This is a genomic window from Dysgonomonas sp. ZJ279 (genome assembly GCF_011039205.1).
Lineage (GTDB): Bacteria > Bacteroidota > Bacteroidia > Bacteroidales > Dysgonomonadaceae > Dysgonomonas.
This window is the reverse complement of sequence record NZ_JAAKEL010000027.1, coordinates 1-18092: the sequence shown is the minus strand read 5'-3', so window position 1 is coordinate 18092 and position 18092 is coordinate 1. Positions and strand designations below refer to the sequence as shown.

At 38.3% G+C, this 18092-nt stretch carries 11 protein-coding genes; 5 read left to right on the top strand and 6 right to left on the bottom strand.

The features are described from left to right. Position 1: 1 nt before the first annotated feature. The 4 genes from G7Y57_RS16265 to G7Y57_RS16250 all read left to right on the top strand — a co-directional run bounded on the left by G7Y57_RS16265 (position 2) and on the right by G7Y57_RS16250 (position 4534). Positions 2–556: a DUF3575 domain-containing protein gene (locus tag G7Y57_RS16265; protein ID WP_165026614.1), complete on the top strand. Its 555-nt coding sequence runs from the start codon at positions 2–4 to the stop codon at positions 554–556. An 11-nt stretch (positions 557–567) separates the two neighbouring features. Then, positions 568–2034 (top strand): DUF3868 domain-containing protein, encoded by a 1467-nt coding sequence (locus G7Y57_RS16260; RefSeq protein WP_165026612.1) that lies wholly within the window; start codon positions 568–570, stop codon positions 2032–2034. Positions 2035–2401: 367 nt separating this feature from the next. After that, positions 2402–3592, top strand: coding sequence for an FISUMP domain-containing protein (locus G7Y57_RS16255; RefSeq protein ID WP_165026610.1), 1191 nt, complete (start codon positions 2402–2404; stop codon positions 3590–3592). Between the two features lie 525 nt (positions 3593–4117). After that, on the top strand, positions 4118–4534 hold the full coding sequence (locus G7Y57_RS16250; RefSeq protein WP_165026608.1) for a helix-turn-helix domain-containing protein: 417 nt from the start codon (positions 4118–4120) through the stop codon (positions 4532–4534). A gap of 535 nt (positions 4535–5069) precedes the next feature. Here G7Y57_RS16250 and G7Y57_RS16245 read toward each other — a convergent pair. From G7Y57_RS16245 to G7Y57_RS16230, 4 genes are all read right to left on the bottom strand, one after another. Next, positions 5070–6617, bottom strand: coding sequence for a serine hydrolase domain-containing protein (locus tag G7Y57_RS16245; protein ID WP_165026606.1), 1548 nt, complete (start codon positions 6615–6617; stop codon positions 5070–5072). A 241-nt stretch (positions 6618–6858) separates the two neighbouring features. Then, entirely contained in the window at positions 6859–7968 is a 1110-nt protein-coding gene (gene rluF, locus G7Y57_RS16240; protein WP_165026604.1) for a 23S rRNA pseudouridine(2604) synthase RluF, read from the bottom strand. 146 nt (positions 7969–8114) lie between these two features. Next, positions 8115–9344 carry a DEAD/DEAH box helicase gene (locus G7Y57_RS16235; protein WP_165026602.1) on the bottom strand — a complete coding sequence of 410 codons (1230 nt, stop codon included), beginning with the start codon at positions 9342–9344 and terminating at the stop codon, positions 8115–8117. A 210-nt stretch (positions 9345–9554) separates the two neighbouring features. Next, complete coding sequence (locus G7Y57_RS16230) at positions 9555–11882, bottom strand: GH92 family glycosyl hydrolase (protein WP_165026601.1); 2328 nt, start codon at positions 11880–11882, stop codon at positions 9555–9557. A gap of 345 nt (positions 11883–12227) precedes the next feature. Here G7Y57_RS16230 and G7Y57_RS16225 point away from each other — a divergent pair, with 345 nt between their 5' ends. Continuing rightward, positions 12228–13067, top strand: a complete 840-nt coding sequence (locus G7Y57_RS16225; protein WP_165026599.1) for a hypothetical protein — start codon at positions 12228–12230, stop codon at positions 13065–13067. Positions 13068–13155: 88 nt separating this feature from the next. Here G7Y57_RS16225 and G7Y57_RS16220 read toward each other — a convergent pair whose 3' ends face one another. Together G7Y57_RS16220 and mfd are read right to left on the bottom strand one after the other, a co-directional pair. After that, positions 13156–14322, bottom strand: a complete 1167-nt coding sequence (locus G7Y57_RS16220; RefSeq protein WP_165026597.1) for a DUF418 domain-containing protein — start codon at positions 14320–14322, stop codon at positions 13156–13158. A gap of 19 nt (positions 14323–14341) precedes the next feature. After that, entirely contained in the window at positions 14342–17683 is a 3342-nt protein-coding gene (gene mfd / locus G7Y57_RS16215) for a transcription-repair coupling factor (RefSeq protein ID WP_165026595.1), read from the bottom strand. Positions 17684–18092 lie beyond the last annotated feature (409 nt).

Here is an 18092-nt window from a genome sequence, read left to right as displayed (position 1 = left end):
TATGAAGCGATTTTTATATATATTCTTATTAAGCTTTGCGGTATTATCGTTGAGCGGTCAAGATCTGGGAGTAAAAACCAATATCCTCTATAATGCCTCAATGACCCTGAATCTGGGTGCCGAAGTTGCATTAAATGATCGTTCGACACTCGATATTTCGGGAAGCTATAACCCATGGGGTTCTTCTACCGGAAAGAGAATGAAACTATGGATGGTACAGCCCGAATATCGTTATTGGCTTTGCGAAAAGTTTAACGGGCACTTTTTCGGAGTACATGCTCATGTAGGGCAATACAATTTCAGTCAGGTGAGCTTTACGCAAAAACTAAAAGATAATAACTATCAGGGCGATTTTTATGGAGCAGGACTATCTTATGGTTACCAATGGATATTGAGCGACCGATGGGGGATAGAGGCCAGTTTAGGACTCGGATATGCACATTTCAAATACGATAAATATCCGTGTGGTGAATGTGGTGCCAAGATAAAAAGTGATACCAAAAATTATTGGGGCCCGACTAAAGCTAACATAAGCCTTACCTATTTCATCTTTTAATTATATCGTATATGAAAACAAAAGCTATAATATTTTTATTTACAGCATCTTTGGTGTTATCCCTTTGTGCTAAAGGCCAGCAGGTATATGATAATATATCGGTGAGTGATGTCATAGCAGAGCAACAGGATAGTCTATTAACAGTAGAAATGCGAATAAATGGAAGCAGGACAAATCTGCCATCGAATCAAGCTCTTATACTGACACCCGTTATAAAATCGGCAGATAGACTGAAAGAACTTCAGCCTATTGTAATAAAGGGAAGTAACCGATACAAAGCCGATAAAAGAGCTAAGACTTTCGACGATGCAAGAGTAGTGGTGGATAACCCGTTCGTTTCGTTGACAAAAGATCAATCAAGGAATATCAATTATACTCAAACACTACTTTTTGAAGATTGGATGGTAGGTGCAAGTTTAGAAATGAAAGAACAGGTATATGGTTGCGTAGATTGTAAAGGCGTTGAGAAATGGAATGCGCTTTTAGATCCCATTGTTGCACAACAGCCCGTTGTGAGACCAACTATCAAGTATCTTGTTACATTCATTGCACCCAAAGCCGAAGCCGTGAAATCTCGGGATAATCAGGGGACTGCTTATCTCGAATTTCCGGTGGGTAAATCTGTTATCGTTAGCGATTTCAGAAATAACTTCAGAGAATTAAGTAAGATAAATGATGCTATAAATCAATTGCGGGATAATAAGAATGCAACCATTACATCTATATCTTTAAAAGGTTTCGCATCGCCCGAAGGTCCGTATAAGACCAATAGTGCACTGTCGGAGTCGAGAGCGCAGGCTTTGAAAAATTACCTTCAAACAGAGTTTTCATATCCGAGCAGTTTATTTACCGTCAGTTCGATAGCCGAAGATTGGGATGGTCTGAAAACCCTTGTCGAAAATTCGGATATCCCCAATAAAACAAACGTGTTAGATATTATCAATTCTTCAGATGGCGACGATGTTAAAGAACAAAAACTAAAGGCATTGGGTAGTACTTATAACACATTATTAACCGATTTCTTTCCTAAATTACGGCGGGTAGATTACAAAGTAAATTATACAATCCGTCCATTTAGTGTAGACGAAGGTAAGGAAATCGTAAAAATAAGCCCTGCTCAAATGAGCCTGAATGAAATGTTCCTTGTAGCCAATACTTACGAAAAAGGCAGTGACGAGTTTAATAACGTATTCGATATCGCAGTGAGGATATTTCCTCTCGATGTAACAGCGAATCTGAATGCTGCCGCCATTGTTCTCGATAAAAATGATACTGCTGCAGCTCATCGCTATCTCGACAAATACGAAGATGTCTCAGATTCGTGGAACAACCAAGGCATACTATATGCACTGGAAGGAAATATAGAAAAAGCAAAAGAATATTTTGTGAAAGCGCAGGCAACGGGTTCTGTCGAAGCAGCTCAAAATCTAGAAAAGATTAAAGAACTCGAAGAGTATAATGCTGCTAATACGAAATAAGAAAAAACAGTCTTTCTGTTAAGACTGAAACAATATAAGTCGTTAGGTTTTTATTTTGGTAGGTTTTTTTATTGCAAGAGGGTATCTCCTAGTCAGGATACCCTCTTTTTTGTTTCAATTATTACCATAAATTTTTACGATGTGTTTGAGATCGATTGGTCAAACTTAAGATGTAATCCTCTAAAGGGTAGGTCTATGTAGCGTTTTATAAGAGTTTTCGAGTGTTTGATTTTTTTTAAGATGTTATAAATGAATAATTTTGTTTAAAATATTTTTTTCATATAAAAAAAGACTATATTTGTCACGGAAACTTTATATAAAAACTACGACCAATTAACTTTTCTTTAACTTAATGCTTTTCTACACAATGAACAGTAAAATTTTTCGACTAATATTATTAGTTGTTATCTCTACGTATGCTAATTCTGGCATTCATTCTCAAGTAACAATCGGGAATGATGAAGCCCCTGTTGCCGGAGCTTTGCTTCAATTAAAGGAGCAAGCAAATATTACAAATGGAGCAGCAAATTCCTTAAAAGGACTAGGTATGCCAAGGATGTATTTGAACAGTTTAACCAATCTGAACGATATAGATCCGACCAATACTGCACGTCCCGACCGAGAGGAACACATAGGTCTTATGGTATACAATACCAATGGCTGTGTTAATCCGCTAGATGGCTACGAAGGATTGTATGTCTGGGATGGCACAAAATGGGACATGATAGGAGCCCCATCCATGTCTTCGAACGTACAAATCTATCAGGATCAGGATGGTAATAATTTTAAGGCTGCTACTTTCGGTCCAGCAGGTACATGGATGGTTGAGAATCTACGGGTGAGTAAATATGCGACAAATGTAACAGGGCAACCGGCTCTCACTCTTGGTCTTCCACTGGGCGAACCTGCAACTTCTAATTATGCATATCCTGCACCGTCAGGAGATGGTAAAAATGCAGCCTATGTTACTAAACAACCCTCATTGGGATATCTCTACAACTGGCGGGCTGCTTCTGCCAGGGCTACAGATGTAGAAACGACAGACGATAATAGTTCAACTCAAGCTCAATATCAGGGGATCTGTCCCAATGGCTGGCATTTACCAAGCGATTATGAGTGGAACCAATTGGAACAGCAGATTGCAAACAATCCGCAATTGTACAGCAAGTACCCGGCAGGGACAGCAACAAATTGGAATACTGCTTGGGCTACAACGACCAGCACTCGCCCTACCACAATAACTAATCCTGCTGTCAGCTATGCAAATTCGCTGCTAAGTACATGTCCGCCGGTAGATTTTGTAGCAGGAAGTACGAAGATGTATGGACAAAGCCTTCCTGCCCATAAGGGGGGATTTCATGTTGTGTTGGCAGGTTTTTCTGCCCAAGAATCAAGTTATAGTGTTAACGCTTACGGAACAGTAGGTGAATATTGGACTAGTTCATCTCAAAGTTCTTCGGGTAGTTGGATACGCATATTTGTACAAGGAGAGGGGGGGATAAGGAGAAAATCAACCTATCGCAATTTTATGATATCGGTGCGCTGCAAGAAGAATTAATTTACAGAAGTCGTCTTGACTTTTTGTTTTTCGTATTATTTTGTCATCCTGAGGAACGAAGGATCTCGGTTAGGAGATGCTTCACTATCGTTCAGCATGACAAAGAGAGTAAAAAAACAAACAAAAAGAAAATCTTTTGAAAAGTCAAGACGACTTCACTGTAAAAAAAGCGAAGCTATATAAATAATTAAGGCGTTGCCAAAGATAGAGATACCCTCTTTTAGTTATCCCCTTCATACATCCTCTCACCGCTTTCGTCAGCAATTTGGTGAGTTACAGGTAGGGAATGGATTTTGAATGCAAAAATTATATCATTGTATGAAGGGGTAACAAGGTGTTTAATTATGATTGCAAATTTCCTGATAAAATGAAGCAAAGGCAAGAGTAAAAAGAATTTTTTTACTCATTTTTTCTATTTTACTCGCAAACCGCATAATTTTACTCATACCTGTTTATTTTTTCATATTTTTGTTAAATACACATCATTTGATTTGTATATTTGCTTTAAGAATAAAAATATAAGACATGAAAACAGAAAACTTATCGATAAAAAGAGTTCATCACGGACATAATATCCGCGATATCCGTCGTGGTAAGGGTATCAAACAGGAAGCGATGGCTGATATGGTTCATCTTTCGCAACAAACCGTATCGAGATACGAATCTGCTCAGGTGATCGATGACGAAATGCTGGAACGATTTGCTAAGGCTCTTGATGTGTCGGTCGAAGAGATTAAAACGACGGAGGAGGAAACAAATAATAATTATTATATTGAAAATAATACATTTTCAGATAGTTCTTCTGGTATTCTTTATAATTATACTCCTGTAAAAGAAATAATCGAGTTGTGTAATCAAAAAGTAGAATTATACGAACGCCTTCTTGAAGTAGAAAAAGGTAAAATAACATGGCTCGAAAAAATTCTTGAGCAAAAGAAATAAAGAAGTCGTCTTGACTTTTTGTTTTTCGTATTATTTTGTCATCCTGAGGAACGAAGGATCTCGGTTAGAAGATGCTTCACTATCGTTCAGCATGACAAAGAGAGTAAAAAAATAAACAAAAAGAAAACATTTTGAAAAGTCAAGACGACTTCTAAGTATAGAATTTAATGTGAGTTCGATATATGGGAAGGAATAATAACTAATAAAATATTTAGTAGAACTTGCTATCCCGATACATTCACCCTCTCTCGCCTTGCCAAAGGGGAGGAACCTAAAAGAATATACAAAGCCACTCTAAGGAGTGGCTTTTTGTCATCCCGATACGGAGTGAGGGATCCCGACTACTCCTTGTTATAGGAGAACAGATCCCTCACTCCGTATCGGGATGACAGAGATAGATAGGACGACGATTTCTCTGGTATGGATAATAGATTGGAATCTCAAAGGGGAAAAAATAAATGAAGATGTCGCGTCAGTCAGAAAATGGAATCAAAAAAAAGCTCATGGTGTAATATCATGAGCTTTTTTTATCTTATCAATTCAAATTCCCGACCAATTCTATCGGCTTACTATCATCTTCACTATTAGTATATAGCAGATTTATTTTTTTACCGTCGAACGTAATTTTATAATTCTCAAAGCTACTGTCTTCCAAATAGACTAATTTCAAAAGCAGATTTTGAGCATCTTTCCATGTATAATATCCTGCCACTTTGAAAGGTGATAAGCCGATCGGGTTGCGATAGCTCTGATTATAATACGGACTGTTGCGGTCGGTGACGCTGTATTCCCATTTGTTATTGCCTGTAGTGAGGTTGTGAGTAGCAGAACCTGTTCTTAGAATCAGATTGCAAAGATTATTTTGTTGTTTTATTTCGATGCTTACTATACCTAAGTCGTTTTTCTCCATAGTATATGTTCCTGCGAAATCAGGATTTTTGTCTTTCTCCGATTTCATGTTAGGTTCGGGTAAAGCAAGGCTTTCAAGTTTGGCAGTCAGAGCTTTATAAGCGTCTTTGTTTTCGGGTAGTTCCTTATCCGAAATTGCAGGCAAAATATGATCCCATACCTGTTGTAACTCTTTACCCATATCATGTGTATCTGCCGTAGCAACCAACACAGCGTCCTGATCGGGCATCACAACGATAAGCTGTCCGAATGCACCATCTGCCCTGAATGCGTTGTGGCGGCATTGCCATATAAAATATCCGTAGCCTTGCCCCCAATCGGTTTGTGCTCTTTCCGAAGGTGAGAGATTAGCTCCGTTGTCTATTTGCATGCTCGACGCTTCTTCGATCCAGCTTTCGGGTAAAAGCTGTTCACCGTTCCATTTTCCTTTTTGCAGGTATAATTGCCCTAACTTAGCCATATCGGCAGTTAGTACACTCATTCCCCAGCCGCCACAGGTAAATCCTGACGGGCTTTGTTCGCTTGCAATATCTGAGATACCTAGCGGTTCGAATAAACGAGGTTTAAGATAATCCAGCATCGTGCTACCTGTAACCCGCTGTATAATAACAGAAGCCATATAAGTAGCATACGAGTTATATATAAATCGGTTGGCTGTTTTTTCATTGAGGTCTGCACTCAAGAAATCATTTACCCAATCCATATTGCGCATTCTGAAATCGGGCCACGGTTCATTTCCTGCCGTCATGGTGATTAGGTTTCTTACAGTGAGTTCCTGCATATATGGGTTTGCTGCGTATGCGTCTTTATATTCGGGAAAAAACGAAACTACTTTATCATCGAGCGACAGGAGCTTTTCGTTAACTGCAAATCCAACGGCTGTCGATGTAAATATTTTACTTACCGAGTACATAATATGACGGGCGTCGGGTTTATATGGATCCCACCAACCTTCGGCAACTACTTTCCCATGGCGTAGCAGTATGAAGCTATGCAGTTTTATCTCTTTTTTTTCGATAGACTCTATAAAGTCGAGTATACCTTGTGACTGAACGTTTTCTGCTTCGGGTGTAGACAGAACTAAATCATGGGGATGTATATTATCAGGACATTGTGTCTTCATACTGCACTGTAAGAATAGAAAGGCTAGTAGGAGTAGGCTGATATTTTTCATAGGATATTTGTTAATATGGTTATCAATTGACAAATATATGAAATTGTATTTTAAATAATGGGTTTTATTACATGCAAAAAAAGCTCATAATTATTGGTTATGAGCTTTTTATATCCTTGCGAGTTGTCTTTAGATTTATCTATAAAATATGGCTTGTAAAGTTACATACATAGGAAAAAGGTTACAGTAGAAAAACAATGTAAAAAGTGTTACTTTTGTTACCTTTTTTAATTTACTTGTATTATTTCTTCTTAGCCTGTGGCTTCGGTTTTGGTCTGGCTGACGAAGTTCCTTTCGGTTTAGCAGAAGAAGCTGTTTTCGGCTTAGCTGATTTTGATCTCTCCGTTGGTCTTGGCTTCGGTTTATTCGATGCTACCTTTTGTTTGCCGACTCTTAATCCGCTCGATGGTCTTTTGTTTTTCTTCGGCTTATGGCTGGTTTCTGTCTCATCCGCAGAAGCAGAAGAGAAAGCTGATTTAGGAGCACTGCCCGATTTATCTTTAGGTTTGTCCGCTTTGTCGTTCTTTTCTTTCTTTCCATACTTAGCAGCTATGCTGCCTTTGCGGTAATCGGTCTTTATATCGAATTGTTCGAGAGCTTTATTGAACGACTTATTGCTGTTGGCAGGTTTCTTAGACCCTTCGGTTTTTTCAGAAGCATCGAGCATATCGAATAATCCTTCCAGTTCGGTATGAGTAAGGTCACGCCAGTTGCCTTGTCCGAGATTACCCAGTTCGATGTTCATTATCTGGATACGTTCCAACTTGGTTACTTCATATCCGAAAAATTCACACATACGTCTGATCTGTCTGTTCAGACCCTGTATAAGCGATATTTTGAATGTATAGGGGTTTATCTGTGATATTTCGCATCTGCGTGTTACACGGTCTAAGATAGGTACACCCTGCGCCATACGTTCCAGAAAGTCTTTAGTGATAGGTCTGTCTACTGATACTATGTAATCTTTCTTATGATTGTTTCCTGCACGGAGTATCTTATTAACGATGTCACCGTCATTGGTCAGCAAGATCAATCCTTGAGAATCTTTATCTAGCCTGCCGATAGGGAATATGCGTTGTTCGTGCCTGATGAAGTTCACAATATTGTCTTTTTCCATCGGGTCGGTTGTGCTGACAATCCCCACAGGTTTATTGAGTGCAATATATACAGGTTCTATGTCGTTTATGATCAGCTCGCCGTTTACTTTCACCTTTTGTCCGGGTAGTACGCGCATGCCGATTGTGGCACGTTTACCATTAATGGTTACGTTACCGCTTTCTATAAATCGGTCAGCTTCTCTGCGAGAACAATAACCGGAATTACTGATGTATTTATTTAGTCTGTATTCCATTGTTTTAAACTATTAAGGTCTGAGACCTTTTTTATTGCTTTTGTGATTGAAACAGCTATAGAACGTTATAATCTGAAAACAGATCATTAAATACTTTCTTTTATTAATCAAGTGTCAAAAATAATAAATAGGTTTCTTACCCTCAATTATTTTTGCCTTTTTATAACTTTCGGCTGACGATTATTGTTGCTGCTTTGTTCTTTCGGTTTCGCTGCCTCACTTTTAGGCTTATTCGTAGAAGAGGTTTCAACATAAGCATGATCGGTAACAGCAGGAATATTTTTCTTTATCAGCTTATGAATATCTTTCAGTAAAGGTAATTCTTCTCTGTCGCAGAACGATATAGCTACACCGCTTTTCCCCGCTCTACCTGTACGCCCGATACGATGTACGTAAGTTTCAGGTACGTTAGGCAGATCGTAGTTGAATACATGCGAAAGACTGTCTACGTCTATTCCACGTGCTGCAATGTCGGTAGCTATCAGTACACGCGTTTTACGGCTCTTGAAATTGCTTAGCGCATTTTGACGTGCGTTCTGTGACTTGTTGCCGTGAATAGCTTCAGTACGGATATTTGCCTTATTGAGCATACGTGCTATTTTGTCCGAACCATGTTTTGTACGGGCAAAAACCAGAATAGATTCGAGGCTCTGATCTTGAAGCAGATCGATAAGCAGGTCTATTTTGTCTTTCTTCTCTACATAGTAAACCGATTGTTCGATTGTATCTACTGTAGATGATACAGGGGCAACTTCTACTTTTTTCGGGTTATACAACATCGAATTTGCCAGCTTGGCAATTTCGGGTGGCATAGTAGCCGAGAAGAACAGTGTTTGTCGCTTCTTGGGAAGGAGTGGGAGCAGTCGCTTTATATCGTGAATGAAACCCATGTCGAGCATGCGGTCTGCTTCGTCTAGTACGAAGAACTCGATGGTATTCAGTTTGATATATCCTTGTTTGATCAGATCGAGTAACCGTCCCGGAGTAGCGATAAGAATATCGACACCTCTCTTGAGTATATCCGTTTGGTTTTTCTGCGAAACACCTCCGAATACCACTGTGTGACGAAGTTGGGTATTGCGTCCGTATGCTTCAAACGATTCGTCTATTTGTATAGCAAGCTCACGGGTTGGTGTTAATACCAACGCCTTAATATTTTGATATCTGGCGGGTCTGTAAGCCTCAGCCAGTTTTTGGATAATAGGAATTGAGAAAGCGGCAGTTTTTCCTGTACCTGTTTGTGCACATCCCAACAAATCAGTACCATCCAGTATAATTGGAATCGCTTCTCTCTGAATAGGGGTTGGGGTAGTATAATTTGCTTGTTGAAGAGCCGTTAATATTGGCTCTATGAGTTTTAAATTGTCAAATGTCATTATATGTAAACCATCTTTATGGCTATTTTGTTTCGGTGCGCAAAGGTAGAGCTTTTTATCTAATGTTAATCAGTATTGATAATTATTTATCTGTTTTTATAATATTCTGTGAATAAATCTATTAGTTTTAGACACTTTGTCTTCAAAGTAAAAGGGCTGAAAACTAAATTTCAGCCCTTTCTATATAAAGTAATCTGTGGTTTATCCTTCTTATTTACTCAACGATTGAGGAATAGCCTGTGGTTCGTTCGAGAATGCCGATTTGTTAGGTTTGTTGGTCATTTCGAATACCAGTTTGCCACCACTCATAATATCGGCATGTTCGATAAATCGTTTAGTGTATGGTTTACCGTTGAATGTAAGCGATTTGATATATCTGTTTGTGTCGCTCACACCTTTAGCTTCTATCTCTAATACTTTACCGCTTTCTAATGTCAGTTTCACTGATGGCAGATAAGGCGCACCGATAATGTATTGTGTGCTGCCCGGTGTTACAGGATAGAATCCCATAGCAGTGAAGATATACCATGCCGACATCTGTCCGCAATCGTCGTTACCGCATAATCCGTCGATACCGGGGCGATACATTTTGTTCATAATCTCACGTACCCAATATTGAGTTTTCCAAGGTTGTTGCGTCCACATATACATATATGCTACGTGGTGACTTGGTTCGTTACCATGCACATAGTTTCCAAGAAGTCCTTCGCGTGTAACATCTTCTGTGTTAGCAAAAAACTCATCAGGAAGGTGCATTGTAAATAGAGAATCGAGACGTGTAACAAATTTCTTATCACCACCTACCTGATTAATCAGACCTTTTACATCTTGTGGTACATAAAGCGAATAATTCCATGAGTTACCTTCTATAAAACCTTCGTCATGTGTATTTAATAAGCTATAAGGCTCTTTCCATTTACCATCGGCAAGTTTAGCTCTGGCAAAACCAATGTTCTTGTCGAATACGTTTTCGTAGTTTAATGCTCTCTTACGATAAGTATCAACGTCTTTAGTGTCATTCATTAATTTAGCTGTGTTGTAGATAACCCAGTCGTCGTAAGCATATTCGAGCGTGATAGACGAACCGCTACGGCTTTTTTCGTATGGAACGTAACCTAATTCAAGATATTCTTTTGTTCCGTCATAATATGGAACATTGGCACTGCTCATCATCGCTTTCAGCCCCAATGCTTTATCGATAGGCAAGCCTTTTGCAATAGCATCGCCCACAACAGCTACACCATGATAACCGATCATACACCAGTTTTCGTTACCCATGTGCGACCATACGGGAAGCATACCATGTACGCTTTGCTGATAATGTGCAAGCATCGATTTTACCATATCGGTATTACGTGCGCGTTGGAATATATTGTATAGAGGGTGCAATGCGCGGTATGTATCCCAAAGTGAAAATACTGTATAGTTGGTAAATCCTTCTGCTTTGTGGATATTATGATCGAGACCTCTGTATTGTCCGTCTACATCCATATAGATAGAAGGGTTGATCATTGTATGATAAAGCGATGTGTAAAACATCGTCATTTGATCTTTACTTCCTTGTACATCGAACACACTAAGCTCTTTTTCCCATTTGTTCTCTGCTTGAGCAACTAATTGGTCGAACGTTTTGCCTTTTGTGTCGTGTTCCAGATTTGCAATAGCACCTAATGTACTTACTGCCGAAATACCGACTCTTAATTCTAATGTATTGTCAGTATTGTCATCGAAGTCGAAGTAAGCTACAATACCACGTCCACCTATTTCGGGGAAATTTTTAGTTACATCGAATTTGCGCCAGAAACCATTATAGGGTACATTTTCCTTATTGATATGCCCGTAGTTCTTGATTGGTTTCGACAATGATATTGCAAAATAAGTATAGTTGGTACGTGCCCATCCGCGTGTTATTCTATAACCGGTAAGCAATGTATCATTTTCAACACGCAGGTTTGCCCATAGTACTTTGCCATCATAGTTATAGATGCCATGCACCATATCTAAGATAATACGTTGTTGAGCCGAAGGGAATGTATATTTATGAATACCTGTATGTTCGGTAGCTGTCAGTTGAGCCTTTACTTTATAGTCGTCCAATACTACTTCGTAGTAACCTGGAGTTGCTTTTTCGGTAGAATGTGAGTATCTCGAACGGTATCCGCTATCAGTATTGTCTGCTGTACCCGGATTCAGTTTCAATTCGCCTGTTGTAGGCATAATAAGGATGTCTCCCAAGTCGGAGTGACCTGTACCGCTTAGATGTGTATGGCTGAAACCAACAATTGTTTTATCTTCATACTGGTAGCCTGCACAGTATTTATATGCATCTGCTTGATATTTACCATTAATACTATGTGGAATAGTATCTGTATCAGGACTTAACTGAACTCCTCCGAAAGGCACACAAGCACCCGGAAATGTATGTCCCATTTTTGTTGTTCCGATGAAAGGATCAACAAAATCTGTTTTTTTCTGTGCTAACATGGTGACACTCGATAGTACTAGAATCGATAATAGAGTTTTCTTCACGTTTTTCATTTTGTATTATTAATTGAAATAGCTCGTTTCATTTTGCAACAAAATTAGTAAAAAAAGATGTATATAATAGCCTATATTGTGTAATAAAAAGACGGATTAGCTGTCATTCCATTATTAATCTGTCTAATATATATGCCGGTATTTATCTTTATGAAAGTTAAAAAATAGCCATTGCCAAATATGATTAAACTATATCTGAGATGTGTCATATAAACGCTTTTTTGCTTTCGGTTTATATTTTTGATAAATACTAAAGAATGTAAATCTATTAAACCTTGCCTACCTTTTCTCATCTAACTTACAGAAACGAGAAATAATAACAAACAAATAAAATAATTATAGATCATGAAAAAAGTATTTTTATCACTAGCAATATTTTTAAGTGCATCACTAACAGTTTTTGCCGGACAACAAAAAGGCAAAGCTGGCAACAGAGGAAAAACTGTTCTACCTAAGGAATTAAGTTTATCGGATGAACAACAAAAGAAAGTAGAATCGTTAGATGCCGATTTTAAAACACAGTTTGAAGCACTAAGAGCAGATACAAGTATTACGAAAGAAAACAAACGAGCAAAACGACAAGAGCTGTCTAAACAGCACAAAGTACAAGTGCAAAATGTACTAACAACGGAACAAAGAAGTAGACTTTCCGACCTTAACAAACAAACAGATAAGAGAGAGAACAGAAAATCGAGACGTAATAAAGACCTTGCTCAGCAATCGGATAACAGATCTGACGGAAGAAAAAGATCAGGAGAAAGATTCTCTAAAGAGATGAATTTAACAGCCGCTCAGGAGGTACAGATAAGAGCATTGAATGAAGAATTCAGATCGAAATCGAAAGAATCGAGAGAGCAACATCGGGCTGCTGTTAATGCCATCCTTACCCCTGAGCAACAAGCTAAGATGAAAGAGCAAGGAAAACCCTCGAGAGAATTTAGAAAGCATGGCGGAAAGCGTTCCGGCGGCAGACGAAATCTGGATGCGCAAACTGTTGCTAAATTGGATAGCTTGAAGAGCAATTTTAAGAAAGAGAAGCAAGCAATAGAAATGAGCCGTATAGCTCCTGAAGAGCAAGCTCGCAGGATAGAAGAACTACGTACAAAATATAGAGAAGAAAAAAGAGAAATAACTATGAATGCTAAAAACACTAACACTACTAAGACAGAGCGTAGAAGAGTATGATAAATGAAGACGCTTTTGCTTGATCAAGAAGGCTATTGGAATTACCAATAGCCTTCTTCTTTTATATAATACAATAGCTTGATTCTATCTATTGTTTTTTAGTACCTATCCAAGTTGCTTTTTTCCATATATACTCCAATGGTCCATGTCTGTATCGCTTCATCCACCAATGACTGAATGAGCACTGTACTAAGAATATAGCGACACCTATCAGGAATGATATAGTCATAGATGTAGAAAGGCCTAATCCCCAGCTGTAGAATATAAATCCACCGATAACAGATTGTACAAGATAGTTTGTAAGACTCATTTTTCCATAAGGAATTAATAAAGCCAGAACTTTGTGCCCTTTTACTGTCTTATAAAAGATTAATAGAATAAGCAAGATAAGAAAAGTCATAAATGCAACATTTGCATACGATCTGATTATTACTTGTAACGGTGTCAGAATATATGAGTTTGTAACAAAATTAGGTAGCATGCTAACTAATCCCATTAAAGGGAAAAAGCATATAACTGCAATTACCATTCCGCGTATCCATTTCTTTGTATTCTCATCGTTAAGTAAGAAAAATCCTTTTCGTCCAATCACCATTCCGAACATAAATAAAGCAGCAATCTGAGGGAATCGCCCATTTTCGAAAGCCCACGTTGAAGTCCCTAGTTGGCTATGCTCAACCATAACTTTGAGAGATTCCATAAAATTACCATTGAGTAATACTTTGGTCAGCGGATCGTAATGATAACCCACCATACTTTGAGCAGGTACATAATCGGGATTGAATAATGCGGAAAAAACTTTAAACCATTCTGTTGGTTGCAATACAAGAATTGTGGCGATAATCAAAACCGTTTTTGTAGAGAAACGGCATACCAATATAAGTGAGATACCAATGAGAGCGTATTGCGAAAGAACATCCCCTGTATAAATAAGCGAGTTGAGCATACCCCAAATGAATAGTAAAACTAATCGCCAAAGGAAACGAAGTCTGAAATCATTTCCTCGTTTCAGTTGATTATTATCCTGAATAAAGAAACTGAATCCGAATAGCAAAGCAAACATTCCGTAAGCTTTCCCTCCAAAAATAAAAAATACCGAACTGTTTATAGCTGTATCGGCAAACTTCATCCAATCGTTATCAATAGGTGTAAAGTTAAATAAGTTATAGTTTTCGAGACAGTGAATTAGCACTATTCCCATTACAGCAAATCCTCTCAGGGCATCTGCCACATCAATCCGTTGTGTGTCTTTCATTTGTTTGTTACTAATTTTATTATGTTATTTGGTTTGCTTTCGAAATTTCGTCTAATATCATGCAGGCTGTCTCTACACTTGGTACATTCTTGATACTAACAGAACGTTTGCCGTTTTTCTCTTTCAGTTCACAGTTGCGATGGTATTTTTGTACATAAGTCAACAGTTTGTCGAATGCTTCCGATTGGTAATAGGGAGATTCTATGTTCGAAATGAGGAATAAACTCATACGTTCGTTCTTAAGCGTTACTTTTTCTATTCCCAGTGCTTTTGCTAATATTCTCAGGCGGACAACAAGTATCAGTTCGCGTCCTTCTTGCGGTATTTTACCGAAGCGGTCTTCCAGTCTGCCGATGAAATTCATAACATCCAGCTCGCTGTTCATATTATCTAACTCGCGGTAGAGGGTAATACGTTCCGAATCGTTAGGAATGTAAGTGGCGGCGAATAGCAATTCAAGATCACTGTCTATCTGCACGTCTTCTACAAAATTGTCTCCTATTATTTTGTTATCCTCATTTACCTCATGATAAACATCTGCAAATTCTTCGTTTTTGAGTTCGTTGACTGCTTCGTTCAATATCTTTTGATATACTTCGTACCCTAAGTCAGCAATAAAACCACTCTGTTCTGCACCTAAAAGATTTCCTGCACCACGTATGTCCAAATCTTGCATTGCAATATGGATACCGTGCCCTAAATCGGAGAAATTTTCGATTGCTTGCAAGCGTCTGCGTCCTTCGGCCGAAAGTGTATGTAGCGGAGGTGCTAACAGATAAGCAAATGCTTTTTTATTGCTACGGCCTACACGTCCACGCAATTGATGCAGATCACTCAATCCGAAGTTTTGTGCATTGTCTATTATGATAGTGTTGGCATTCGATACATCGATTCCCGATTCTATAATCGAAGTCGAAATAAGTACATCATATTCGTAATTGATAAAATCGACAAGAATAGCTTCCAGCTTGTTGGGTGGCATTTGTCCGTGTCCTACCACAATGCGTGCATCAGGTACTTCGCGACGAACAATATCTTCGAGTTCGTGGATGCTTTTTATTCTGTTGTGAATAAAGAATACCTGTCCGTTACGGCTCATTTCGAATTCGATAGCTTCACGTATAATCTCAGGCTCGAAAGTATGCACTTCGGTCTGTATCGGATATCGGTTGGGTGGGGGAGTCTCGATTGTCGAAAGGTCACGCGCACCCATCAGCGAAAACTGAAGTGTACGAGGAATAGGTGTTGCCGACATAGTAAGTGTGTCGATATTCACCTTCATTTTTTTCAATTTTTCTTTCACCGCCACTCCGAATTTTTGTTCTTCGTCTATGACTAGCAATCCGAGGTCTTTAAACAATATATCGTTGCTAACTATTCGATGTGTACCGATAAGTACATCAATTTTGCCTTCTTCAAGTTCTTTTAATATTGCTTTTATTTCTTTAGCCGTACGTGCTCTGCTTATATAGTCGACTTTACACGGAAAGTCTTTGAAACGATTCTTAAATGTTTGATAATGTTGATAAGCTAATACTGTTGTAGGAACTAAAACTGCCACCTGTTTATTATCGGCCACAGCCTTGAATGCTGCACGCATAGCTACCTCCGTTTTCCCGAAACCTACGTCGCCGCATACCAGACGATCCATAGGTTTGATATTTTCCATATCGTGCTTAATATCGATGGTCGCTTTCAGTTGATCGGGCGTATCTTCGTATACGAATGATGCTTCCAGTTCGTGTTGAAGAAAAGAGTCGGGAGAAAACTGAAATCCTTTTTCATTTTTTCGCTTGGCATATAGAGCGATAAGATCGCGGGCTATATCTTTTACTTTGGCTTTAGCTCCTTCTTTTACTCTGTTCCATGCACCGCTGCCCAGTTTGTTTACACGTGGCGGTGTTCCTTCTTTTCCTCTGTATTTCGATATTTTATGTAGGGAATGAAGCGAAACGAATATAGAGTCGTTATTAAGATAGATAAGTTTGATTAACTCCTGCATTTTTCCATTCATATTGGAACGCACAAGTCCGCCAAACTGACCAATACCATGATCTATATGTACTATATAATCTCCGATCTGAAATTGATGTATTTCCTTTACCGACAGTGCTATTTTTCCCGATCGGACACGTTCTGTCTTGAGATTGAATTTGTGAAAACGATCGAATATCTGATGATCGGTAAAGCAACATATTTTTAGCTGTTCGTCGCCAAATCCTTGCGATAGGGTTCTGTCCACAGCTGTAAACTGTATGTTATCGCCCCTGTCTTCAAATATCGATTTAAGGCGGGCTTGTTGCTTCTCGCTATCACTCAATATGTAAATAGTGAATCCTTTTTGGATATAGTTGCCTAATGACTCACTTATCAGATCGAAATTTTTATGAAACAAGGGTTGTTGAAATGTTTCGAAACTAATGGTACTATCGGGTAGACTATGCGGCTTCACACCGATGTGTATATGTTTGAAACTATTTACTTTGCTAAGGTATTCTTTTTGAGTAATAAGTTTATTCTGTATGTCTTTCTCGTACTCGGGATTATCCAATAGAGTGGAGTCATTATAAACCGCTTCTACTTTTTCTGCCGACCAATCAAAATCTTTGAATCCTACAATTGTATTATTCAATAACAAATTTAAAATAGATTCGCGTTCCAGATCACCTTTTTGCATATCGGGTATGATCTGTATCTGTTGCAATCTATCTTTCGATAACTGGGTCTCTACTTCGAATGTACGGATTGAACTCACTTCGTCGCCAAAAAAATCGATACGATAAGGAAATTCGTGAGAAAAGGAAAATACGTCGAGGATACTACCACGAATGGCATATTGACCGGGTTCATAGACGTAATCTACATATTCGAAACCGAAACCGTCTAACCTTTCTGAAATATATCCGCGTTCTACCTCTTTGTTTACAACAACATGCAGTGTGTTCTCTTGCAAGATATTTTTCGATACAACTCTCTCCGCTATGGCTTCGGGATAAGAAACAATGATAAAATGCTTGCTATTACTTTGCAACTTGGTCAGTACTTCGGTACGGAGAATCTCGTTCGACGCATCTATCTGACCGTATTTGATTGCTCTTTTGTATGCTGATGGGAAAAACAAAGCATTATCCCCTCCCAATATTTGCTGTAAGTCGTGATAAAAGTATCCGGCACTCTCGCTATCATTGAGAATATAGAGATAACAATCTTTGGTTTTATTGAATAATGATGCCGCAAACATGGCATCCGAAGAGCCTTGTAAACCTTTAATGTGGATGTTTCTGTCTTTTGCCAAAAGACTAACAACTGCGGGGATATTTTTATGAGAGTCAAAAACTTCTTGTAGAGCAGATAATTTCAATTCAGTTGGGATATTTGATTTGAAGCACAAAATTAGTAAAAAGAAAGATAATAAATAACATACCCATACTTTTTGCTGTCTTACTTTGGGTTTTATAACATACGAAAAAAAGAAAATAAGCTTTAAACGTATTTTTCTTGGCAGGGATAATAACATCATGGCATCTTTTTGTGTATAGATAATGATGTTGTATTTCTATTGAAATATTTAACATTTTGTGAATTAATTATGAACTGGTTTCTTTCTGTCATTCCGAACTAAAAGCTCCACTTCAAAATATGATATTTAATAGAGTTTATATTTAATAGTTTATTAAAGCGTTTTTTTACATACTTTTGTGATTTAGTAATCACACATGAAATACGACAAGATTCGAAAAGCTCCAAAGCAATTGCTATCATTAACCGGT